Source organism: Cellulomonas flavigena DSM 20109, from assembly GCF_000092865.1.
GTDB lineage: Bacteria > Actinomycetota > Actinomycetes > Actinomycetales > Cellulomonadaceae > Cellulomonas > Cellulomonas flavigena.
In genome coordinates this window covers 3,777,777-3,800,384 of sequence record NC_014151.1, presented here as the reverse complement: position 1 = coordinate 3,800,384, position 22,608 = coordinate 3,777,777, and the positions used below count along the sequence as shown (strand labels likewise).

General features: G+C 74.2%; 20 protein-coding genes and 3 pseudogenes. 14 read left to right on the top strand and 9 right to left on the bottom strand.

What is annotated here, in order from left to right; all coding sequences use genetic code 11:
- Nucleotides 1–18: 18 nt before the first annotated feature.
- The 8 genes and pseudogenes from CFLA_RS21125 to CFLA_RS17170 all read left to right on the top strand — a co-directional run.
- Nucleotides 19–138, top strand: a pseudogene (locus CFLA_RS21125) (AMIN-like domain-containing (lipo)protein); the annotation flags it as partial.
- Nucleotides 139–243: 105 nt separating this feature from the next.
- A complete protein-coding gene (locus CFLA_RS19250; RefSeq protein ID WP_013118621.1) occupies nucleotides 244–1,014 on the top strand; it encodes a DUF4129 domain-containing protein in 771 nt (256 codons plus the stop codon).
- Nucleotides 1,011–1,553: a hypothetical protein gene (locus CFLA_RS17195; protein WP_013118620.1), complete on the top strand. Its 543-nt coding sequence runs from the start codon at nucleotides 1,011–1,013 to the stop codon at nucleotides 1,551–1,553. Before CFLA_RS19250 ends, CFLA_RS17195 begins: the two co-directional genes overlap by 4 nt.
- A complete protein-coding gene (locus CFLA_RS17190) occupies nucleotides 1,550–2,524 on the top strand; it encodes an AAA family ATPase (protein WP_013118619.1) in 975 nt (324 codons plus the stop codon). Before CFLA_RS17195 ends, CFLA_RS17190 begins: the two co-directional genes overlap by 4 nt.
- The gene (locus tag CFLA_RS17185) at nucleotides 2,521–3,888 is read left to right on the top strand and encodes a DUF58 domain-containing protein (RefSeq protein WP_013118618.1); all 1,368 of its coding nucleotides are present in this window, start codon (nucleotides 2,521–2,523) and stop codon (nucleotides 3,886–3,888) included. Before CFLA_RS17190 ends, CFLA_RS17185 begins: the two co-directional genes overlap by 4 nt.
- Nucleotides 3,885–4,517: a hypothetical protein gene (locus tag CFLA_RS17180; protein ID WP_013118617.1), complete on the top strand. Its 633-nt coding sequence runs from the start codon at nucleotides 3,885–3,887 to the stop codon at nucleotides 4,515–4,517. Before CFLA_RS17185 ends, CFLA_RS17180 begins: the two co-directional genes overlap by 4 nt.
- A gap of 176 nt (nucleotides 4,518–4,693) precedes the next feature.
- Nucleotides 4,694–4,999, top strand: coding sequence for a hypothetical protein (locus tag CFLA_RS17175; protein ID WP_013118616.1), 306 nt, complete (start codon nucleotides 4,694–4,696; stop codon nucleotides 4,997–4,999).
- On the top strand, nucleotides 4,996–6,552 hold the full coding sequence (locus tag CFLA_RS17170; RefSeq protein WP_148234411.1) for a hypothetical protein: 1,557 nt from the start codon (nucleotides 4,996–4,998) through the stop codon (nucleotides 6,550–6,552). Before CFLA_RS17175 ends, CFLA_RS17170 begins: the two co-directional genes overlap by 4 nt.
- Here CFLA_RS17170 and CFLA_RS17165 read toward each other — a convergent pair.
- Nucleotides 6,528–8,030 (bottom strand): AAA family ATPase, encoded by a 1,503-nt coding sequence (locus CFLA_RS17165; protein ID WP_052302753.1) that lies wholly within the window; start codon nucleotides 8,028–8,030, stop codon nucleotides 6,528–6,530. The two genes, CFLA_RS17170 and CFLA_RS17165, sit on opposite strands and share 25 nt — an antisense overlap.
- 48 nt (nucleotides 8,031–8,078) lie before the next feature.
- Complete coding sequence (locus tag CFLA_RS17160) at nucleotides 8,079–8,459, bottom strand: phage holin family protein (RefSeq protein ID WP_013118613.1); 381 nt, start codon at nucleotides 8,457–8,459, stop codon at nucleotides 8,079–8,081.
- A gap of 180 nt (nucleotides 8,460–8,639) precedes the next feature.
- Between CFLA_RS17160 and CFLA_RS17155 the strand changes: the two genes are divergently transcribed.
- Nucleotides 8,640–9,065, top strand: a complete 426-nt coding sequence (locus CFLA_RS17155; RefSeq protein WP_013118612.1) for a MarR family winged helix-turn-helix transcriptional regulator — start codon at nucleotides 8,640–8,642, stop codon at nucleotides 9,063–9,065.
- Nucleotides 9,066–9,262: 197 nt separating this feature from the next.
- Here the strand turns inward: CFLA_RS17155 and CFLA_RS17150 are convergent, their stop codons facing one another.
- From CFLA_RS17150 to mmsA, 4 genes are all read right to left on the bottom strand, one after another.
- The gene (locus tag CFLA_RS17150) at nucleotides 9,263–10,561 is read right to left on the bottom strand and encodes a glycoside hydrolase family 68 protein (protein ID WP_222836765.1); all 1,299 of its coding nucleotides are present in this window, start codon (nucleotides 10,559–10,561) and stop codon (nucleotides 9,263–9,265) included.
- Between the two features lie 442 nt (nucleotides 10,562–11,003).
- The gene (locus CFLA_RS17145) at nucleotides 11,004–12,098 is read right to left on the bottom strand and encodes a substrate-binding domain-containing protein (RefSeq protein WP_013118610.1); all 1,095 of its coding nucleotides are present in this window, start codon (nucleotides 12,096–12,098) and stop codon (nucleotides 11,004–11,006) included.
- A gap of 145 nt (nucleotides 12,099–12,243) precedes the next feature.
- Nucleotides 12,244–13,602: a sugar ABC transporter permease gene (locus CFLA_RS17140; protein ID WP_013118609.1), complete on the bottom strand. Its 1,359-nt coding sequence runs from the start codon at nucleotides 13,600–13,602 to the stop codon at nucleotides 12,244–12,246.
- Between the two features lie 37 nt (nucleotides 13,603–13,639).
- A complete protein-coding gene (mmsA, locus tag CFLA_RS17135) occupies nucleotides 13,640–15,208 on the bottom strand; it encodes a multiple monosaccharide ABC transporter ATP-binding protein (protein WP_013118608.1) in 1,569 nt (522 codons plus the stop codon).
- 254 nt (nucleotides 15,209–15,462) lie between these two features.
- Between mmsA and CFLA_RS17130 the strand changes: the two genes are divergently transcribed.
- The 5 genes and pseudogenes from CFLA_RS17130 to CFLA_RS19660 form a co-directional block, all read left to right on the top strand.
- Nucleotides 15,463–18,018, top strand: coding sequence for a GH32 C-terminal domain-containing protein (locus CFLA_RS17130; RefSeq protein ID WP_013118607.1), 2,556 nt, complete (start codon nucleotides 15,463–15,465; stop codon nucleotides 18,016–18,018).
- A 122-nt stretch (nucleotides 18,019–18,140) separates the two neighbouring features.
- Complete coding sequence (locus tag CFLA_RS17125; RefSeq protein WP_013118606.1) at nucleotides 18,141–19,157, top strand: LacI family DNA-binding transcriptional regulator; 1,017 nt, start codon at nucleotides 18,141–18,143, stop codon at nucleotides 19,155–19,157.
- A gap of 61 nt (nucleotides 19,158–19,218) precedes the next feature.
- Nucleotides 19,219–19,410: pseudogene (locus tag CFLA_RS21015) on the top strand (aminotransferase); the annotation flags it as partial.
- A gap of 50 nt (nucleotides 19,411–19,460) precedes the next feature.
- On the top strand, nucleotides 19,461–20,447 hold the full coding sequence (locus CFLA_RS17120) for an alpha-ketoacid dehydrogenase subunit beta (RefSeq protein WP_081449731.1): 987 nt from the start codon (nucleotides 19,461–19,463) through the stop codon (nucleotides 20,445–20,447).
- Between the two features lie 25 nt (nucleotides 20,448–20,472).
- Nucleotides 20,473–20,718 (top strand): annotated as a pseudogene (locus tag CFLA_RS19660) (biotin/lipoyl-containing protein); the annotation flags it as partial.
- Here CFLA_RS19660 and CFLA_RS17115 read toward each other — a convergent pair.
- From CFLA_RS17115 to hisC, 3 genes are all read right to left on the bottom strand, one after another.
- A complete protein-coding gene (locus tag CFLA_RS17115) occupies nucleotides 20,696–20,941 on the bottom strand; it encodes an ATP-binding protein (protein ID WP_043599246.1) in 246 nt (81 codons plus the stop codon). The pseudogene CFLA_RS19660 and the gene CFLA_RS17115 overlap by 23 nt on opposite strands.
- Nucleotides 20,942–20,990: 49 nt before the next feature.
- A complete protein-coding gene (locus tag CFLA_RS17110) occupies nucleotides 20,991–21,371 on the bottom strand; it encodes a phage holin family protein (RefSeq protein ID WP_013118603.1) in 381 nt (126 codons plus the stop codon).
- 135 nt (nucleotides 21,372–21,506) lie between these two features.
- Entirely contained in the window at nucleotides 21,507–22,586 is a 1,080-nt protein-coding gene (hisC, locus tag CFLA_RS17105) for a histidinol-phosphate transaminase (protein ID WP_013118602.1), read from the bottom strand.
- Nucleotides 22,587–22,608 lie beyond the last annotated feature (22 nt).

Below are 22,608 nucleotides of genomic sequence, written 5' to 3'. Positions count from 1 at the left end.
GGCGTGAGAGAGCAATTCGGGCTGGGGGTGCGCGCGCGGCTGCCGTTCCGGGCGTTCGTGCTCGCCGGCCCCGGGTCGGGGTCGCGGCTCGTCGTGGACGTCGCGCACCAGTGGTGCGAGACGGGCCACACCTGCTGACGCCACGAGGGTGACGCCCGCCGGGCGGGCCGGTCGTCCGGCACCCCGGCCGGCGCACGGGGATAGCCTGGCGACCCGTCCGACCACCGTGGCCAGAGGAGTGCTGTGCCGGAACGCCGTACCAGCCTGGCCACCGTCCTGGCCGCGCTGCTGGTCGTCGTGGGCGTCCTCGCCGCCGCGCTGAGCGGGCCGCTGTCGCTCGAGGCGCGGCCGTACCAGCCGCCCATGGCGACCGAGATCCCCACCGTCTTCCCGTCCGCCGAGTCCCCGCCGCCCGCGTTCGAGGACATCGAGGCCCCGCCGCCCGCGGAGTGGGCGCAGTGGTTCGTGCGCGTGGTCCAGGTGCTCGGCGCGCTGCTCGTCCTCACGGCCCTCGTGCTGCTGCTGCGCCACGCGCGCCGCGGCTGGCGCTTCGACCGGCCCGACGACCTGGACGAGGACGGCGACCCGGGTGACGACACCGGCGAGCAGCTCAGCGACACCGCCGTCGCGGCGCTGCGCGAGGGCGTGCAGGAGGCCACGCGCGCGCTCGAGGACGACGTTCCGCCCGGCGACGCCGTCATCGGCGCGTGGGTCGCCGTCGAGACGGCGGCCGCGCGCACCGGCGTCGTGCGGGACCGTGCCGAGACCGCCAGCGAGTTCGCGGTGCGGGTGCTCGACGCGACGCGCGCCGACCCCGCCGCCACGCGCGAGCTGCTGCGGCTGTACCTCGCCGCGCGGTTCGGCGCCCACGGCGTCGACGCCGCCGACGTCCGCCGCGCGCGCGACCTGCTGCGCGTCGTGGGGCAGGGCCTGGTGGCGCGCGCGGACGACGAGGTCGCGGAGCGGCCCGGTGCGCCCGGCGCGCGCCCCGCCGGCGAGGGGCGGACCGGGTGAGCGCCGCGCGCGCCCTGCTGCGCACCGTCCGGGCCGCCGTGTGGCGTCCTCTCGTGGTGGGCGCCGTCGTGGTGCTGACGATGTGGGCGCTGGGGATGCGGTGGTCGTCCGCCGCCCTCGTGGCGCTCGCGGCCGCCACGGTCGTCGCCGTCGTGCAGCGCGTCGACGGGCAGCCCGAGCCGCGCCCGGCGCCGCGCCACCACCGGTCCCACGACGGCGCGCGCGGCGAGGTGCTCGACCTCGCGTGGTCGATGGTCGGCCGCGACGGCCGCGTCGGCGAGCGCGCCCTGCGGCGCCTGCGTGAGGCCGGCGCGCGGCGCGTCGCCCGGCACGGCCTCGACCTCGCCGACCCCGACCAGGCCGACGCGCTGCGCGACCTGCTCGGCGCCCGCGCGCTGGCCACCCTCACGCACCGCACCCACCCGCTGCCGGGCGTCGGCGACCTCGTGCACGCGCTCGACGTGCTCGAGCGTCTCGGCCCCACCCGCACCCACCCCGCACCGCCGCAGGACGCCCCCGAACCGAGGAGCCCCCGATGACCCCGTCGCCCCTGCCCGTCGCCGAGGTCGCACGCCACGGACGTGCCGTGCTCGACGAGGTCGCGACGGCCGTCGTCGGCATGGAGCAGCCGCTGCGCGTGGCCCTGGCCGCGCTGCTCGCCGGCGGGCACGTGCTGTTCGAGGACGTCCCGGGCCTGGGCAAGACGCTCGCCGCGCGCAGCCTCGCGACGGCCCTCGGCCTGGACTTCCGGCGCATCCAGTGCACGCCCGACCTGCTGCCGTCCGACGTCACCGGGTCGAGCGTCTTCGACCCCGCGACGTCGCAGTTCGAGTTCCGGCCGGGCCCGGTGTTCACGGGCCTGCTGCTGGCCGACGAGATCAACCGCACCGCCCCCAAGACGCAGTCGGCGCTGCTCGAGGCGATGGCGGAGCGGCAGGTCAGCGTCGACGGCACGACGCACCGGCTGCCCGCGCCGTTCCACGTCGTCGCCACGTCCAACCCCGTCGAGTACGAGGGGACGTACCCCCTGCCCGAGGCGCAGCTCGACCGGTTCATGGTCCGACTGGCCGTCGGGTACCCCGAGCGCGCCGCGGAGGTCGACGTCCTCGCGCGGCGTCTCGCGCGCCGGCAGGAGGGCGCGACCGTGCGCCAGGTGGTCGACGTGCCGACGCTGCTGACGATGCAGGCGGGCGTCGAGGAGGTGCCGGTCGACGGCGACGTGCTCGCGTACTGCGTCGACCTGGCCGCCGCGACCCGCGACCACCGGGCCGTCGAGGTCGGCGCGTCGCCGCGCGGGTCGCAGGCCCTCGTGCTCGTGGCCCGCGCGCTCGCCGTGCTCGACGGCCGCGACTACGTGGCGCCCGAGGACGTCAAGGCCGTCGCTGCGCCCGCGCTCGCGCACCGGCTGTCCCTCACGCCGCAGGCGTGGGCCGCGGGCCTGGCGCCCGAGGCGGTGGTGGCCGAGGTGCTCGGGCGCGTCGCCGGCCCGACGACGGCCCGCCGCGGGTGAGCGTCCCCGAGCCGCCCCCGGCGCGCCCGCCGACGTGGCGGGACGACGACGCGCCGGTCGCGGCGCCGCCGGGCCCGTGGACGCCCGTGCGTGCGGTCACGTGCGCCACGGCGGTGTGCCTCGTGCTCGTCGTGCTGGGTGTGCTCATGGCCCGCCCGGACGTCGCCGTGCTCGCCGCGGGCCCGCTCGTGCTCGCCGTGCGGGCGCTACGCTCACGGCCGCAGGGTGCGGTGACCGTCGCGCTCGAGGCGTCCGACGCCGACCCCGACGCGCGCGGCGGCGCGGGGAACCTGCACGGCACGCTGCACGTCGCCGGGCCCGCGCGGTGGGCGACCGTGTCGACGACGCGGCAGGGGCGCCCGGCCGCGGACGTGCTGGTGCGCGTCGAGGGCGAGCGGCTGCTGGCCGTCGTCGCGCGGACCGTGCGGACCGGGCCGCAGGAGATCGCGACGGCCGACGTGCAGGGCGTGGGGCCGGACGGCGCGACCGTCGCCGACCCCACGCCGGCCGTCACGCGCACGACCGTGGTGCTGCCGGCCACCACCCCGCTGCTCGAGCTGCCGCTGCCGCAGCGGCTGCGTGGCCTCACCGGCCCGCACGAGTCCCGGCGCCCCGGTGAGGGCGGCGGTCTGCGCGACGTGCACCCGTGGACGCCCGGGGACCGGTTGCGGCGCATCGACTGGCGCGTGACCGCGCGCCGCTCGCCGGACCTGTCCGAGCTGTACGTGCGGCGCGAGCACGCGCAGGCCGAGGCGGTCGTCGTGCTCGTCGTCGACTCGCGCGACGACGTCGGGCCCGACCCGCGCACGTGGCGCGGGTCGGTGGCGCCGCGCCCGCAGGACGCGACGTCGCTGGACCGGGCCCGGCAGGCCGCCGCGTCGCTCGCGCGCGCCTACCTCGAGCGCGGCGACCGCGTGGGCCTGGACGACCTGGGCGTGCGGCGCCGGCCCGTCCCGCCCGGTGGCGGCCGCCGCCAGCTCGACCGCATCCGGCACGCGCTCGCGCTCACCGCGCCCGAGGGCGAGCCCGCCGCGCGCCTGCGGCCCCCGCGGCTGCCGTCGGGCGCGCTCGTCGTGGTGTTCTCGACGTTCCTCGACGACGAGTCCGCGGGTGTCGCCGCGCGGTGGCGCGACGCCGGGCACCGCGTGGTCGCCGTCGACGTGCTGCCCCGGCTGCGCGAGTCCGGGCTGTACGACCGTGAGCGCCTCGCGCTGCGGCTCATGACGCTCACGCGGGACGACCGCATGGCCGAGCTGGTCGACCAGGGCGTCGAGCTCGTGACGTGGCGCGACGAGCCGGCCGTGGCACTGCGGGTGCTCGCGCGGCGCGCGCAGCGCCGGGCCGGGGCGGGGGCGCCACGATGAGCGCGCGGTACGGGTCCGAGGGGCTCGGTGCGTGGGTGCTGGACCGGCTGGGTCCGAGCGCGCGGACACGGCGGCGGCGGGGCGAGCCGCCGGAGGTCGACGTGCGGACCGGGCGCTCGGTCGCGTCGGTGACGCTGCGTGCGGTGCTCGCGCTCGTCGGCGTCGTGACGGTGCTCGTCGCCGCGACGCTGCCGGGCCGTCCGGTGCCGGTCGGGCTGCTGGCGGTCATGGTCGTCGTCGCGCTCACGCCCGCGGTGGCGCCGCGGTGGCCGACGACGGCGCTCGTCGTGCTCGTCGTCGGGGTGCGCGTCGCGCTCGCCGAGCCCCCGTCGCCGCTGCTGCTGGCGCTGCTGGTGCTGCTGGTGCACGTGCTGCTGCGGCTCGGGGCCGTCGCCGCGCACACCGCGTGGCGCACGCGCGTGGAGGTCGCGGTGCTGCTCGACGACGGGCGGGCCGCGCTGGGCGCCCAGCTCGGGGCGCAGGCGCTCGCACTGGTCGCCGGGGCGGTGGCCGCCGGGACCGTGGACGACGCGTGGCGGCTCGCCGGCCTCGTGGCGGTGGTGGTGCTGTCGGTGCTGGCGCTGCTGCCGCCCGTGCGGCCGTGGTGGCAGCGGCGACCGGGGGACTGACGCAGGTCGGACGGCCGACCGGCGGACGCGCGCGGCGTGGGGTGTCGTGGGGCGTGGGGGTCGTGGGGCTGTGGTCGTCCTGCCGAGGCGACCACAGCCCCGGCCCGTGACGGGCTGCTCCACAGATCGCCTCCGTGCCCGCCTGCGCACCGGGCGTGGTCCCTAGCGTCGTCGCCATGTCGACCTCCGTCATCTCCGCCGCGCTCGCGGACGTGCGCGCCCAGGTGTGGGCCGCCCAGGTCGCGGTCGTGCGTGCGGGTGGGGCGACCTGGGCGGGGCGGGCGGCCGACGCGGCCGAGGGGCGGCGCGCGGACCTGCTGGGCGACCTGCGGCGCTGCCTCGACGCGCTCGACGCCGTCGACCGGCTCGTGGTGGACGCGCGACGGGCCGAGCAGCAGTGCGTCGCGGGGCGCCCGCTCACGCCGGTGGCCGGGTTCGTGCCGGCGGCCGGGCTCGCACCGGCGGTGACACCGTGGGGGTGAGGGACGGTCGGTCGCTGACCCTCGGCGCCGGGGGTGCGGTGCTCGTGGACGCGGCGGAGCTGGTCGCGGCCGGGCAGCGGCTGCGCGTCGCGGAGGAGGGGCTCGAGGCGGCAGGGGGACGGCTGGGCGCCGCGGCCTGGCAGGCGGAGCTGCTGAGCGCCGACCTGCCCGAGGCGCGCGTCCTGGCCGGCGCGCTCGAGGAGCTGTGCACCGCGAGGTGGGGGCCGCGCGCCCTGGCCCGGGACACGGGCGACCTGGCCTCGCGCCTCCGGGACGCCGCCGCGGCCTACGACCTCGCGGAGACCGACGCGCAGGCGCGCTGGGGGCGGGTGCTGGGCGCGGCCGGGATCGTCGCGGCCGCGAGCCCGCTGGGTCCGGTGCTGCTGACGAGCGCCGCCGGCGGGGTCGCCGTCGGGGACCTGCTGCTCGGCGAGGCGCGGGACCTGGTGCGCGACCCGTGGAGCGCGCTGTCGCCCGCGGGCGTGCGCGCGGACGTCGAGCGGCTGCTCGCGACGCCGCACCGGATCGTCGACGACGGACGTGCCGCGCGCACGCTGCAGCTCCTCGCGGCGGCGCTCGCGTCGCTGGGCGGGGCCGCACCCGCCGGCCTCGACCCGGTCCGCCGGTTCACCGCGCACGTCGCCCGGCTGCTCCCGGCGCGCGACGTACGGCTCGTGCCCCGCACCGACCCGCCGGCGCTGCCCGCACCCCGCGGCGTCGGGGACCTCGTCGACCTCGTCGCCCGCACCTACGACGAGGACACCCCCACCGGTGAGCCCGGCACCCCGCTCGCGACGGTCACCGTGCAGCGTCTCGACCACGCCGACGGCACCCGTGCCTGGGTGGTCGCGGTGCCCGGCACGCGCGCGGCCGGGCTCACGGGCGACGTGCCGACCGACAACGGCACCAACCTCGCGCTGGCGGGCGGTGTGCCCGACGTCATGACGCGCGCCGTCGTCGAGGCGATGGCCGACGCCGGGATCGCGGCCGACGAGCCGGTCGCGCTCGTGGGGCACAGCCAGGGCGGGATGGTCGCGACGAACGTCGCCGCGGCGACCGCGGGGGCCTACGCGGTGCGGCTCGTCGTCACCGCGGGCTCGCCCGACGTCCCGGCGGCACCCCCGCCGGGCGTCGCGACCGTCACGCTGCGGCACCGCGAGGACGCCGTGTCGGTCCTCGACGGCCGCGTCGGTGAGCGCGGTGGCCCGCGCGCGCTGTCGGTCGTGCGGGACCTCGCCGCGACGGGAGGGCCGCCGCGACCGTCCTTCGTCGAGGCGCACGCGGTCTCCGGCTACGTGCGGACCGGCGCCCTCGTCGACGACGCGCTCACCGATCTGCCCGCCGACGACCCCGTGCGGCGGGCGCTCGGCGAGGTCCTGGGGGAGGGTGCAGCGGCGGTCACGACGACCCAGGTCACGGTCGAGGTGGTCGAGGAGCCGGAGCCGACGCGTGCCGCCGCGCCGAGCCGTCCCGGGCCCCGGCTCGGTGCCCCGGCGCTCGGCGAGCCACCGCAGTGGCCACCGCGGACTCAGGTGCCGTGGTCGGCGCCGTAGAGCGTCGGGAGGTCGACGAGGTGGATGCGCTCGTCACGCGCAGCGGCGAGCAGCTCGGGGTCGAACCCGCTGCGGCTGACCAGCAGGAGCGAGGTCCCGGAGACGTCGTACCCGCGGGCTGCGACGAGGTCGCGCAGACGCTCGAGACGTCTCAGGTCCGTCACGCCTCGTGGTCGAGCCGTGGCCTTGGCCTCGCCCAGCACGAGGACCGGTGCGCCCGGCGTGAACGGTGGGACCCCACGGGGGAGCGCGACGACGTCGATCTCATGCTGGGTGCGACGCTCCGCCTCGTTGACGACGGCGGATCCGACATGGCCGACGGCGGTGCCGAAGCGGTCGCCGGCGTACTTCGCGGTCCAGACGCGCGCGGTGTGCTCGAACCGCGGGCCGACGACTCGCGAGAGGTACGACGGCTGTGCGAGCTGCCACGCCGTGGCGACGTCGCGTTCCTCGATCAGTGCCCGGTGCGGCTCGATCACCGCCTCGGTGAACGCGACGATCGGGTCGGCCAGTGCGTAGACGGGCCGTTTGCGGGTCAGGACGTCGTCGGAGCGCAGCACGAACCCGGCGGCTTCGAGGACCGCGAGAGGGTGGCGCAACCCGTTGAAGTCACGCCCGAGGACAGAGCCGATCTCCCGAGGAGTGCGGCGGCCCTCCGCGATGGCGGCCAGGATCGAGTTGTAGAGGGCGATATCGACCATCCGCGGGTCCTCGCGCAGCAGCACCGACTTCTCGCCGTAGAGCACCGAAGCGGGGTTGAGCACGGTCCGGCCCAACCACGTCGTGAGGTCCGGCGAGGCCGGCGGCCCCGGCACGAGGGCCCGGTATCCAGGCGTTCCGCCGAGGATGGCGTCGAGCTGGAACGCGGTGTCCGCGTCGGACACGTCCCAGTAGAGCGCCGAGGTGCGGTAGTCGAACGCCGGGAGCGAGAGGTCCAGCAGCGCGCGGCCGCGGAGCGGCGCCGAGCCGGTGTGGAGCTGGGACATCACCGAGAGCGACGAGCCCGACAGGATCAGAGCAGTGGATGCCCCGTCCGGGCGCGTCCGAGCCTCGTCGTGCAGGAGCTGCAGGATGCTCGGGATCTCCGGCGCGGCAGCGACGAGGTACGGCAGCTCGTCGATGACGAGGAGTCGGAGGCCCGCGGCAGGTGAGCCGCGCCGGGGCACACCGAGCGCGGCTCGCAACGCCTCCTCCCAGGTCGCGAAGCGCACCCCTCCGGGGAGCCCGAGGGCGTCGGCGACGTCCGACGCGAACTCGTCGAGGGCCTGGCCGCTGGAGAGCTCGCGCGCCTGGTGGACGAGGGTCGGTCCGGTCGAGGCCTCGGCCAGGCGGCGGAGCAGGTACGACTTGCCGACACGTCGCCGACCTGAGACGAGGGCGATGCGGAGACCCGGCGCGACCGACGACGCGAACTCGGCCAGCTCACTCCACTCGTGCTCGCGGTCGAACAGGTCAGGGGGCCGTCGGAGCACACCCACCTCCAGGAAACGTAAGTGAAGTTATCGTAACTCCACTTACGTTTCTGGTCAGTCCTTCCTCGCGCCCGTCACCGACGACAGCACGAAGCTGACGACCGACACGATGAGGGCACCGATCACCGCGGTGCCGAAGTTGTCGATCCGCAGGCCCCAGTCGGTCTGCTCGGTGATCCACGCGGTGAGCATGAGCATCAGCGCGTTGACGACGAGCGTGAACAGCCCGAGCGTGAGGATGTAGAGCGGGATGGACAGCACGGCGACGATCGGCTTGACGATCGCGTTCACCAGGCCGAACACCAGGGCGACGAGCAGGATGATGCCGACCGTCTGCGCAGTGGACTGCGCACCGACGACGGTCAGCCCGGGCAGGATCACGGTCGCCAACCAGATGGCGACCCCGTTGACGAGCACGCGCGCGAGGAATCCCATGCCGTGATCCTGCCACCGTGGCGTCGTCCGCGTGGCGGGTGCCGGCGTCATCGCGCGACACCCTCGACGTCGATGCTCGTCGATGACTTGGCATGTGACGTTGGGCACACCGTGGTCGCGCGCGCCTCGGGCCCTCGGCCCCGGAGCGACCGACGTGCCCGCGGCGATCCGCGACCTCGCGTGGACCGTGCGCACCGCAGCACCCCGCACGTCGCGGGCATCGAGCCGTTGCCGACCACGGAGCTCGCGGTGCTCATGCACGTCCTCGCGTCGCCCGGGCTGTGCGTCGGCGAGCTGTCCCGCCACCTCGGCATGCGGCAGAGCAACACGAGCGCCGCGGTCCGCACCCTGGCCGAGCGCGGCCTCCTGGCCCGTCGCCTCGACCCCGACGACCGCCGTCTCACCCAGCTCGTCCCGACCGAGCGGGCCCGCGTCGAGCACGAGGCGATCGCGGCGGCGTGGGCCGGGCCGATCGCCGACGCGCTCGCGGGGATGTCCCCCGAGCACGTCGCCGCCCTCGAGGTCGCCGCCGAGGCGCTGCAGGTGCTCGACCGCCGCGTCCGCGCCCGGCAGTCCTCCCGCACCGATGCCCACCCACCCCGTTGACCGCGCCCCGCGCACGGGAGCGCGGCACTCCGCTCGACGCAGGTCGAGTCGTCGCAGCCCGACCTCCGTCGACACGGCGGTGGGCGCCGACGTGGTGTCACGGCCGGGCACACGGCAGGAGTCCGGCCCCCGTGGGACGGGGACCGGACTCCTCGTGCTGTCAGCGGTCGCAGCCGCTGCGTGTCACCCCGCCAGGGTCACCATGGGTACATCGTCATGGCGGGGATGTAGGCGTACGGCAGCTCGTCGACGAGCCACGACCGGTCGCTCTCGAGCTCCAGCTCCAGCGTCGGAGCCAGCGTGCCGCCGTAGACGACCCCGCCGTCCGCGGTGGGCACGGTGTCGATGAAGCTCTCGACGAGCAGGTTCGGCATCACGTAGTCCGAGTAGTTCTGCAGCGGTGCGTCGGGCGGGTTGCCCAGGACCAGGCCGCTGCCGTTCAGCGGCTTGTAGTCGCTGCGCAGTCCGTGCCCGACGAAGCCGTACAGGCCGTCGGGGCCGGTGAGCCCCGGGGCGAACGTGAACATGTGGCTGATCGTCCACAGGTAGTACTTGCCCTCGTGCACGATCAGGTGCGGCCGTTCCGTCTGCTGGTTCGTGCACTCGGCCGACAGCAGCGGCGGCAGCAGCCGCCACGACGTGAAGTCGGCGTTGCGCAGCTCCATGATGCCGATGTTGCCGGTGTAGTACCGGGCGTCGTCCGGGACCACGTGGCCGCCGGGCACACGCCCGATCTCCTTGCGGTCGCACCGGTGGGAGCCGGCGACCCCACCGTTGTTGCCCTCGAAGAGCGCGTAGATCTTGCGGTCCGTCGGGTCGCGGAAGACGAACGGGTCACGGAACGCGTAGATGATCGGCCCGGCCTCCGACTGCTCGAGCGTCTGGTAGAGCCGCCCGTCGGCCTCGGCGATGATCGTGTGGTCCTCGAAGCCGGTGAAGTAGACACCGTCCGCGTCGACGTGCACGCGGCCCTCCGCGTGCGCGAGCCGCTGGAGCGCGTCGGACGGGTCGATCCCACCGTTGTCGCGACCGGACGCGGTGTAGAAGGCGTGGACCTCACCGTCGTCGGTGAGCACGGTCGAGCCGGCCCACTCACGCGACCCGAACGAGGAGCCGGCCGGGAACAGGTCGCCGCCGTAGGTCCAGTTCTGAGCGTCCTGCGAGTAGAAGTACCCGATCCTCGCCTGCCAGTGCCGGTCGCCGAAGAAGATGTCCCGCGGCGCGGTCAGGGCGAAGATGATGTTCCAGCCCTCGTAGGCGACCGGCTCCATGTCGAGGGTCGTCAACGGCCATGTGTCCCAGATCCAGACCTCGTCGGTCATGATCGGGAACTCCGCGGGGATCCGAGGCTTGGTGTTCGACGCATCCTGCCGGATCTGCAGGGCTGCGGCCCGGGTCCAGTTGGCGGTGTACGACGAGCGCGGCGAGAAGACCGCGTCGACGCTGGAACCACCACCTCTCGGCTGGAGCGTCGTGCTGCCACCGGGAAGCTCCACGGAGGGCGGAAGCTGGATGCTCGGGTCTGGTTGCTGCGCGGCACCGGACGGGAGCTGAAGTGCTCCGACCATTGCCAGTGACACGGCTGCGACGAACGTCGCGCGCATGGTGCGAGTGTTCACGAGTAGCCCCCTGTCGCACGGCCGCGGTGCTCGGCGACACTGCCGAGGCGCGGCAGATCAGCGTGTACGGACAGCACACGCCTTGTGCAGGTCGATCGTCATCGACGTGGGTGGAAGACGCGCCGTCGCGCACTCCCCCTGCGGGCCGGTCTGGTACCCGGCGCGGTCCCTGCCTACCACGAGCAAATGGTGAGAAGCAATGATCATCCTTGACACCGGTTGGTCGCACCATGTTGCGCACCACCCGACCAAGGAGAACCAGGGCGAGGTCCGCCCCGCGGAGACGTGCTGCCGTCGGTCCCCGCGGGGCGCGACCGGTCTACTGCAGCAGCTGCAGGCGGTTGGGGTCGTCGGCGAAGACCTCCTGGGCGTTCTCCTGCGTCACCACGAGGGGGTCGAGCAGGTACACGGCGACGTCCGTCTGGCCGTTGTCGACCTCCTCGTCCGGCTCCGGCAGCGCCTCGCCCTGCTGGAGGGACTGGATCAGCTCGACCGTGCGGCCGACCAGCTCGACGGTCGGCTTGGCGACCGTCGACCACTGCTGCCCCTGCCACACCGACACGACCGACTCGTTCTCGGCGTCGAGGCCGGTTACCACGGGTGTCTCCTGGCCCGCCTGCTGCGCCGACGTCATGACAGCGCGCGCGATGCCGTCGTTCGGCGACAGCACACCGTCGATCTCCTCGGCGCTGTAGAAGCCCGACAGCAGGGAGTCCATGCGTGCCTGGGCCTTGGCGTTGTCCCAGTCGGGTGTCGCGGCCTGCGTGAACTCGGTCTGGCCCGACCCGACGACCAGGGTGCCGTCGTCGATCTTCGGCTGCAGGACGGACATGGCGCCCTCGAAGAACGCCGGGGCGTTCGGGTCCGCGGGACCGCCTCCGAACAGCTCGACGTGGTACGGCGGCTCGCCCTTGCGTGCCGCGAGCCCGTCGAGGAGCGACTGCCCCTGCAGCTCGCCGGTGCGCAGGCTGCCGAACTGCACGACCGCGTCGACGGCCGGCGTGTTCTCGATGAGCCGGTCGTACCCGATCACCGCGATGCCCTCCGCGGCGGCGCGCTCGAGCACGCTGCCGAGCTGGGTGCCGTCGACGGGGCCGACGACGATCACCTCGGCGCCGCGCTCGATCATCGCCTCGATCTGCTGCTGCTGCTGGGTCACCTTGTTGTCCGCCGCCTGGACGAGCGGCTCGAAGCCGGCCTCCGTCAGCCGGGTGGTGAACATCTCCTGCGCCTCGGCCCAGTTCTGGGTACCGAGCCACGGCAGGGACACCCCGATGACGGCGTCGTCGGCGAAGCCGTCGCCCGCACCGGCGGCTGCGGCATCCGCTGTTCCTTCGCGGCCGCCGCCGCACCCGCCGAGGGCGAGGGCGCCGGCGGCGGTCAGTGCCACGAGGGCGAGGGATCTGGTGCGCATGACTGCTCCTTCTCCACGGGCGCACCCGCTGCGGGGTGCGCCTGGTCGCCCGCGGGCGGGGGTGCCCGCGGGTTCGTACGTCGGGTGGTGGGTGCGCGTCGGCGCGAGGTCGGCGCGGCGCACGTCGGGGTGGCGGTGCGTCAGGTCAGCCGGCTCGGCCCGTCGATGCCCGGTCCTCGGCGGGCACCACGGGTGCGTCGCCCTCCGGCTCGACAGGGCCGAGCGCAGGTGGCGCGGTCGCCGTGGACGCGGCCACGGCCGCCGCGGCGTCGGGGCCGCCCTGCGTCGTGCCGCCGCGCGACAGGCGCTCCCAGAGCAGGCCGGTGATCGACGGCCTGCCCTGCTGCTTGTTGTAGACGTCGAAGGCGACCGCGGCCAGGAGCACGACGCCCTTGATGACCTGCGTGCGGTCGGCGCCGACGCCCATGAGCATGAGACCGCTGTTGAGGACGGCCATGACGAGCCCGCCGACCATCGACGCGGTCACGGTGCCGATGCCGCCGGACACCGCGGCACCGCCGATGAACACGGCCGCGATGGCGTCGAGCTCCCACATGGTGCCGTCGGACGGTCCCGCGGACGTCGCACGGCCGACGAACATGATCCCGGCGAGTGCAGCGAGGAACGACATGTTCGCCATCACGAGGAAGTACGTGCGGCGGGTGTTGACGCCCGAGAGCGCCGCGGCGGCGCGGTTGCCACCCACCGCGTAGATGTGCCGGCCGAACCGCGTGCGCTGCGTGACGACGTGGTAGACGATCACGAGCCCGACGAGGATGAGGCCCGGCACCGGGAACGACGTGCCCGGGCGGCCGCTGCCGAACAGCCACGTGACGTAGGCGATGACCGCGCCCACGAGGACGACGCGCACGACCACCGGCCACAGCGGCTCGGCGCGGTCGCCCGACGCGGCTGCCCGCCGGTGCTGCGTGAGCTGGGAGTAGCCGTACACCCCGATCGCGATCAGGCCCAGCAGGAGCGTCGAGTTGTTCATCTGGGTGAACGCCGGCCCCCACTCGGGCAGGTAGCCCGACCCGAGGAACCGCAGCTCCGGCGGCACGGGGACGCTGATGGAGCCGCTGATCCAGATGACGGCGCCGCGGAAGATCATCATGCCCGCGAGGGTCGTGATGAAGCCGGGGATGCCGAGCCGCGCGAGCCAGAATCCCTGCCAGCAGCCGATGGCGGTGCCCACGGCGAGACCCACCAGCACGGCGGCCCACCACGGCAGGTTGAGGTCACGTGCGCTGAGAGCCACGACCATGCCGACGAAGCCCGCGACGGACCCGACGGACAGGTCGATCTGGCCGATCACGATGACCATGACCATGCCGATCGCCAGGATCAGGACGTACGCGTTGCCGGACAGGAGGTTCTGGAAGTTCGACGACGTGAGCATGCGTCCGCCCGACGCGACGTCGAACGCGACGAGCAGCGCGACGAGCGCGAAGACCATGGTGAACTGGCGGACGTCCCCGCCGAGGACCTGCTTGAAGGATGTCATCGTCCGCTCCCGTCGAGGGTCGGTGCGCACCGGCGCGTCATCGTGACGCCGTGGCGGTGGCGGGGGTCGTCGCGGCGCTCGTGGTCATCAGCCGCATGAGGCTCTCCTGGTCGGCGTCCCGGGCGTCGAGGACACCGGTGACCCGGCCCTCGCAGATCGTGTAGATGCGGTCGCACAGCCCGAGCAGCTCGGGCAGCTCGGAGGAGATGACGACGACCCCCTTGCCCTGGTCGGCGAGGTGCTGCACGAGCTGGTAGATCTCGTACTTCGCGCCCACGTCGATGCCCCGGGTCGGCTCGTCGAGGATCAGCACGTCCGGGTCGGGGAACATCCACTTGGCGAGGACGACCTTCTGCTGGTTGCCGCCCGACAGCGTGGTGACCCCGGCGTCGACCGTGGGGCTCTTGATCCGCAGGGAGCGCCGGTAGCCCTCGGCGACCGCGCCCTCGCGGTCGACGTCGAGGAGCCCGCGCCGCACGACCTGCCGCAGGTCGGCCGAGGTGATGGTGCGCCGGATGGTGTCGAGGAGGTTGAGCCCGAGGTTCTTGCGGTCCTCGGGGACGTAGGCCAGGCCGTGGCGGATCGCGGCCTCGACGGTCGGCAGCTGCACCGGCCGACCGTGCAGCAGCACCTCGCCGGCCAGGTACGTCCCATAGCTGCGACCGAAGACCGACCGTGCGAGCTCCGTGCGCCCGGCCCCCATGAGACCGGCGAAGCCGACGATCTCGCCGCTGCGCACGTGGAAGGCGGAGTCCTTGCAGACGCGCCGCCCGGGCGTCGTGGGATGGTCGACCTGCCACCCGCGCACCTCGAGGATCGTCTCGCCGATGGAAGGCGTGTGGTGCGGGTAGCGGTTCTCGAGCGACCGTCCCACCATGGCGCGGATGATCCGGTCCTCGTCGACCTGGCCGGACTCCACCGCGTACGTCTCCACCGTCCGCCCGTCGCGCAGCACGGTGACCGCGTCGGCGACCGCCGCGATCTCGTTGAGCTTGTGGGAGATGATGATCGAGGTGATCCCGCGGGCCTGCAGGCCGCGCAGGAGCGCGAGGAGGTTCGCGGAGTCGTCCTCGTTGAGTGCGGAGGTCGGCTCGTCGAGGATGAGCAGCCGCACGTCCTTCGACAGGGCCTTCGCGATCTCGACGAGCTGCTGCTGACCGACGCCGAGGCTCTTGACGGGCGTGGCGGGGTCGAGGTCCAGGCCGACCCGCGCGAGCAGCACGGACGTGCAGCGGCGGGTGGCGTCCCAGTCGATCAGGCCGCGGCTCATGACCTCGTTCCCGAGGAAGATGTTCTCCGCGATCGACAGCTCGGGGATGAGCGCGAGCTCCTGGTGGATGATGACGACGCCGGCCCGCTCGGACGCCTTGATGTCCTTGAAGCGGACCTCCTGGCCCTGCAGGAGCACCGTGCCGCCGTACGAACCGTGCGGGTGAACGCCGGACAGGATCTTCATCAGCGTCGACTTGCCGGCGCCGTTCTCGCCGCACACGGCGTGGACCTGCCCGGCCCGGACCGCCATCGTGACGCCGTCCAGCGCGCGCACCCCGGGGAACTCCTTGGTGATGGCGCGCATCTCGAGGACGACGGGCTGGGTGTCGGTCATGCGTGCCTCCTTCGTGCACTCGGGGGCCCGCGTGCACGGGCCGTGACAACGTTGTCTGCGAGGTGTCTACAACCGGTGGGCGAATCGGTCAACCCCGGCAGATCCCCGAGTGAACATCAAGAAGACATCGTTGTCACCTTGGACAGTCGTCCAGTCGGCTGCGTTTGACAACGTTGTCTTCGGCTGGTGACGATCGACGGGTCAGCGCCTGCGGACGGCAGCGCGCGGCCACACGATCTCGACGAGGAGACGACGTGCGACGACGCATCCGCGCCCTGGGCGCGACGGCCGCGGTGGCGCTCATGACGGGGCTGGCGGCCCCGGTGCAGGGCCAGGACGCAGCCGACCCGCACCGGCCGGTGGTCCACTTCGCCCCGCAGCGCCACTGGGTCAACGACCCCAACGGTCCCGTGTGGTACGACGGGCAGTACCACCTGTTCTTCCAGCACAACCCGCTCGGGGACACCTGGGGCCATATGTCCTGGGGCCACGCCGTCAGCACGGACCTCGTGACGTGGGAGGAGCGGCCCCTCGCGATCCCGTGGTCCGAGCGGGAGCACATCTTCTCCGGCACCGTCGTCGTGGACGAGGGGAACACGAGCGGCCTCGGCACGCCCGGCACCACCCCGCTCGTGGCCGCCTACACCTCGTGGGACCCGCTCACGGGCATCCAGTCGCAGTCGGTCGCCTCCAGCCTCGACGCCGGGGAGACGTGGACCGCGTACGAGGGCAACCCGGTCCTCGACATCGGGTCGCGCGAGTTCCGCGACCCCAAGGTGTTCCGGTACGAGGCCGGCGGGTACTGGGTGATGGCGGTGGCGCTCGCGGAGGAGCGGATCATCCGGTTCTACCGCTCGCACGACCTGATCCGCTGGACGCACCTCAGCGACTTCGGGCCGGCCGGCGCCGTCGGCGGCGTCTGGGAGATGCCCGACCTGTTCGAGCTGCCGGTCGACGGCGACCCGGCACGCACCCGGTGGGTGCTGGTCGTGAGCCTCAACCCCGGAGCCGTCGCCGGGGGGTCGGGCGCCCAGTACTTCGTCGGCGAGTTCGACGGCACCCGCTTCGTCGCCGACCCGCCCCCCGCGCCGGGTCCGGACGGCGACGTCCTCGCCGACTTCGAGGGCGGCACGTACGGCGAGGGCTGGACCACCACCGGCGACGCCTTCGGCGACGGACCGGTGTCCGGCACCCTGCCGGGTCAGCACCCCGTCACGGACTTCCGGGGCGAGGGACTCGTCAACAGCTTCCGTGGCGGAGACGCCGCCACCGGCACCCTCACGTCACCGCCGTTCACCGTCGAGCGCCGTCACCTCACGATGCTCGTCGGCGGCGGCCGGCACCCCCACCGCCCGGGCACCGGCGACGGCGCAGCGCCCGCGGGCACGGTGCTCGCGGACTTCGAGGGGACCGACTTCGGCGACTGGACGGTCGAGGGGACCGCCTTCGGGCCCGGTCCGCTCGCCGGCGACGCCCCCTGCCAGACGGGTGTGCGCGGATACCTCGGCACGCGCCTGGCCAACTCCTACCAGAACGGCCGAAGCGACCCGTGCACGCCTCCGCCCGACTCCGCCACCGGCCGGCTCGTGTCCCCGACGTTCACCGTCGACCGCCCGTGGATCAGCATGCTCGTCGGTGGTGGTGCGGGGCCCGGCACCGCCGTGCGGCTCGTCGTCGACGGGCAGGTCGTGCGCACCGCCTCCGGACGGGAGAGCGGGACGCTCGACTGGGCGACCTGGGACGTCGCCGAGCTCGCCGGGCGGCGTGCCCACCTCGAGGTCGTCGACGAGGTCACCGGGGGGTGGGGCCACATCATGGTCGACCACATCGTGCTCTCGGACGAGCCGGCGCGTCCGCGGTCGGACGAGGCGACGGTCAACCTCGTGGTGGACGGGCGGGTCGTGCGCACTGCCACCGGCCGCGACTCCGAGCAACTCGCCCCCGTCACCTGGGACGTCGGTGACCTCGTCGGGCGCACCGCGCAGCTCGTGGTGACGGACACCAGCACGGGCGGGTGGGGTCACATCCTGCTCGACCACGTCGTCGCCACGGACGCGCCGGTGCCCACCCCGCTCGAGCGCCACGCCTGGGTCGACCACGGCACGGACTTCTACGCGCCGCTGACCTTCGAGAACACCCCGGACGGCGAGCGGGTCGCCATCGCGTGGATGAACAACTGGGAGTACGCCACGTCGACGCCGACCACCGGGTGGCGGGGATCGATGACGTTCCCGCGCACCCTCGCGCTGCGCACGGTCGACGGCCGGGTCGTGCTGACCTTCCACCCCGTCGACGTGCCCGGTGCGGAACCCATCCGCCTGCGGGACCATGAGGGGGTCCTCGACGAGGGCACCGTGCGCGTCCCCGAGGCGACGCACGACGGCGCCGCGATCGTCACGGTCGAGCTCGAGGTCGGCGACGCCGAGCGGCTCGGGCTGCACGTGCGCGTCGGGGACGACGAGCGCACGGTCGTCGGCTACGACGTCGCGGCCGGACGGATGTACGTCGACCGGACACGCTCCGGCACGGTCGACTTCCATCCGGGCTTCGCCGGCGTGCACACCGCGCTGCTGCCCACCCGCGACGGACGCGTGCGGCTGCAGGTCGTCGTCGACCGGTCGTCCGTCGAGGTCTTCGGCAACGACGGGGAGGCCACGATCACGGACCTCGTCTACCCGGGCGGGGGTAGCAACGGGGTGGCACTGTTCGCCGAGGGCGGCCGTGCGACCGTGACCTCGCTCGAGGTGCGTCCGCTCGGTCCGGGGACGTCGTGGGCCGTCGTGGCACGCGGGCACGCCGCCCGCCCGTGACGTCCACGTGGCGCGTCGGTGGCGTGCCGGCGGCCGGCCCCTACCCTCGTGCCATGACGCCGTCGTCGAGCCCGGGCACCACGACCGCGGGCCCTTTCACCACGCTGCGCCGTCGAGCGACGATGCGGGACGTCGCCGCGCTCGCGGGCGTCGGGATCAAGACCGTCTCCCGTGTCGTCAACGGCGAGGCGGGCGTCTCGGCCGCCACCGCGCAGCGGGTGAACGACGCGGCCCGCGCTCTCAACTACCGCCCCGACCTCAACGCCGGGAACCTGCGACGTAGCGAGCGGCGGTCGCTGAGCATCGGTCTCGTGCTGGCCAGCGTCGACAACCCGTTCTCGGCGGCCGTGCACCGGGCCATCGAGGACGTCGCGGGCGAGCGGGGCGTGGCCGTGCTGGCCGGCAGCACCGACGAGGAGCCGGACCGCGAGCGCGCGTTCGTGGCGGCGCTGACCGCCCGACGCGTCGACGGGCTCATCATCTCGGCCGTCACCCCCGACCAGGGCTACCTGCGCTGGGAGCAGGAGTCGGGCACGCCGGTCGTGATGGTCGACCGGCGCGCGGTCGGCCTCGACGCCGACTCGGTCGTCGTCGACAACGCCGCTGGTGCTGCGCGCGCCACCCACCACCTCCTCGAGCACGGCCACCGTCGCATCGCCTACCTCGGTGACCTCGGCCGCATCGACACGGCGCGTGAGCGGCACCGCGGGTTCGTGCGGGCGCTCGCCGACGCCGGGATCCCGGCCTCGTCGGCCCCGGCCGCGAACGACATCCACTCCGAGCAGGCGGCCGAGGTCGCGGTGCGCGCGCTCCTGACCGGACCCGAGCCGCCGACGGCGCTGTTCACGAGCCAGAACCTCATCACGATCGGCGCGATCCGCGCCCTGCGTGCCCTGGGACTGCAGCACCGTGTCGCGCTCGTGGGCTTCGACGACTTCCAGCTGGCCGACCTGCTCGAGCCGCGGGTCACCGTGATCGCGCAGGACCCCGCTCGCATCGGCGCGACCGCGGCGCAGCGCGTCTTCGACCGGCTGGCGGCGCGCGACCTGCCGACCGAGACGATCGTCGTGCCCACCCGCCTCGTGCCGAGGGGGTCGGGCGAGATCCGGCCGACGTCCCCGGACGTCGGCGGGCCGTGAACGACGGGCGGGCACGCGCCGCGGCCGGCGCCGACCGCCCGCCGGCCGCCGCCTCGGTGGCATGCTGGCGCCCGTGAGCCGCGTCCCTCTCCGTCGTGCCTTCGCCGACCTGCCCGCGTACGTGCCGGGGGCGCGTGCCGCCGTCGGGTCCGCCGCCTTCAAGCTGTCCTCCAACGAGAACCCGTACCCGCCGCTGCCGTCGGTGGTCGCGGCGATCGTCGACGCGGCGGCCGACGTCAACCGCTACCCCGACACGTCCCGCCGGCGCCCGAGCCGGCCCCGTTCCCGACGGGCACGCAGCGCCTGCCGCTCGCGAAGGCCGTCAACCTCGGCCTGCGCCGCGCCCTGCGCAACGACGAGCGCGTGCTGCTCATGGGCGAGGACATCGGCCGCCTCGGCGGCGTGTTCCGCGTCACCGACGGGCTGTTCGCCGAGTTCGGCGAGGACCGCGTCGTCGACACCCCGCTCGCCGAGTCCGGCATCGTCGGCACCGCGATCGGCCTCGCGCTGCGCGGCTACCGGCCCGTCTGCGAGATCCAGTTCGACGGGTTCGTGTTCCCCGCGTTCGACCAGATCACCACGCAGCTCGCCAAGATGCACTACCGCTCGCAGGGCCGCCTGCGCCTGCCCGTCGTCATCCGCATCCCCTACGGCGGCGGCATCGGCGCGATCGAGCACCACAGCGAGTCGCCCGAGGCGCTGTTCGCGCACACGCCCGGCCTGCGCGTCGTCTCGCCGTCCACGGCCGCCGACGGCTTCACGATGATCCAGCAGGCGATCGCGTCGCCGGACCCCGTGATCTTCCTCGAGCCCAAGGGCCGCTACTGGGAGAAGGGCGACGTCGACCTCGACGCGCCCCTGCCCGCCCCGCACGGCGCCCCCGCCGACCTCGACCACGCGCGCGTCGTGCGCCCCGGCACCGACGTCACCGTCGTCGCCTACGGCCCCACGGTCGCCACCGCGCTCAAGGCCGCCGAGGCCGCGGCCGCGGAGGGCACGAGCCTGGAGGTCATCGACCTGCGCACGATCTCGCCGATCGACACCGCGACCGTCGCCGCGTCGGTGGCGCGCACCGGCCGCTGCGTCGTCGTCCACGAGGCGCCCGTGCTGTACGGCACCGGCGCCGAGGTCGCGGCGCGCGTCACCGAGGAGTGCTTCTTCCACCTGCAGGCGCCCGTGCTGCGCGTCGGGGGCTTCCACACGCCGTACCCGGTCTCCAAGGTCGAGCACGAGTACCTGCCCGGTCTCGACCGGCTGCTCGACGCCGTCGACCGCGCCCTCGCGTTCTGACCCCCGCACCACCGGAGAGCCACGCGTGCCCACGTACCAGCAGTTCCCCCTGCCCGACGCCGGCGAGGGCCCGACCGAGGCCGAGATCGTCACCTGGCTCGTCGCCGTCGGCGACCGCGTCGAGGTCAACCAGACGATCGTCGAGATCGAGACGGCCAAGTCGCTCGTCGAGCTGCCGTGCCCGTGGACGGGCGTCGTGTCGCGCCTGCTCGTCGAGCCCGGCACGACCGTCGAGGTCGGGACGCCGATCATCGAGGTCGACACCGACCCGGGTCGAGGGCCTGGCCGCTGGAGAGCTCGCGCGCCTGGTGGACGAGGGTCGGTCCGGTCGAGGCCTCGGCCAGGCGGCGGAGCAGGTACGACTTGCCGACACGTCGCCGACCTGAGACGAGGGCGATGCGGAGACCCGGCGCGACCGACGACGCGAACTCGGCCAGCTCACTCCACTCGTGCTCGCGGTCGAACAGGTCAGGGGGCCGTCGGAGCACACCCACCTCCAGGAAACGTAAGTGAAGTTATCGTAACTCCACTTACGTTTCTGGGTCAGTCCTTCCTCGCGCCCGTCACCGACGACAGCACGAAGCTGACGACCGACACGATGAGGGCACCGATCACCGCGGTGCCGAAGTTGTCGATCCGCAGGCCCCACGTGGTCTGCTCCGTGATCCACGCCGTCAGCATGAGCATCAGGGCGTTGACCACGAGCGTGAACAGGCCGAGCGTGAGGATGTACAGCGGGATCGAGATGACCGCCACGATCGGCTTCACGATCGCGTTCACCAGCCCGAACACCAGCGCGATGAGCAGGATCACCCCGACCCGCTCCGCGGTCGACTCCCCACCGACCACCTCGAGGCCGGGCAGGAGGACCGTGGCCAGCCAGATGGCGACCCCGCTGATGAGCACGCGCGCGACGAATCCCATGCCCCGATCCTGCCCCGTCGGTCCCGCCTCGCGCAGCCCCCTCGCGTCCCAGGGGTGGGGCTGGATTGCTCTCTCGCGCGGGCTGGATTGCTCTCTCGCGCCCGGGGGGTGGGGGGAGGGGGCGGGTGGGAGAGGTCAGTGGGGGGCGTGGTCGGCGGCGAACTCGAGGAAGATGTCCGTCGCCTCGCGCTCGCCGACGCTGACGCGCACGCCCTCGCCGGCGAACGGGCGCACGAGCGCACCGGCCTGCGCGCTGCGCTCCGCGAACGACGTGGTGCGGTCGCCGAGCGCGAGCCACACGAAGTTGGCCTGGCTGTCCGGCACGTCCCAGCCCTGCGCGCGCAGGCCCGTCAGCAGGCGGGTGCGTTCCTCGACGATCGCGTCGACCCGCGTCAGCAGCTCGGGCTCGGCGCGCAGCGACGCGAGCGCGGCGAGCTGCGCGACGTGCGAGACCCCGAACGGTGTCGACGCCGTGCGGATGGCCGACGCGAGCCGCGGCCGCGCGACCGCGTACCCGACGCGCAGGCCCGCCAGTCCGTACGCCTTGGAGAACGTGCGCAGGATCACGACGTTGGGGTGCGCGGCGAACAGCGCGAGCGCGTCGGGCGCCTCGGGGTCGCGGACGAACTCGACGTACGCCTCGTCGAGCACGACGAGCACGTCGCGCGGCACCGCGGCGAGGAAGTCGCGCAGCTCGGCGTCGCGCACGGCCGGACCGGTGGGGTTGTTGGGCGTGCAGACGAGCACGACGCGCGTGCGCGGGGTGACCGCCGCGGCCATGGCGGGCAGGTCGAGCCGCCCGTCCGCGGTGACAGGCACCCGCACCTGCCGCGCGTGCGCGAGCGTCACGGCGATGGGGTACGCCTCGAACGAGCGCCACGGCAGGACGACCTCGTCGCCCGCCTCGCACACCGCCGTCAGCACGTGCCCCAGCACCGCGACGGACCCGGTGCCGGCCACGACGGACTCCGGGGCGACGCCCAGGCGGTGCGCGACCGCCTCGCCGAACTCGGTCGCGTGCATGTCGGGGTACCGGTTGACGTCCACGGCCGCGTCCGCGATCGCGGCGACCACCGACGGCAGCGGCGGGAACGGGTTCTCGTTGGACGACAGCTTGTAGGCCGCGGCCCCGACGGCGGCGCGCGCCCCCGGGACGTAGGCGGGGACGTCGGCGAGGTCACGGCGCACGGGGACACGACTCACGCCGGTCAGCATGCCACCGTCCCGGGCGCGTCCG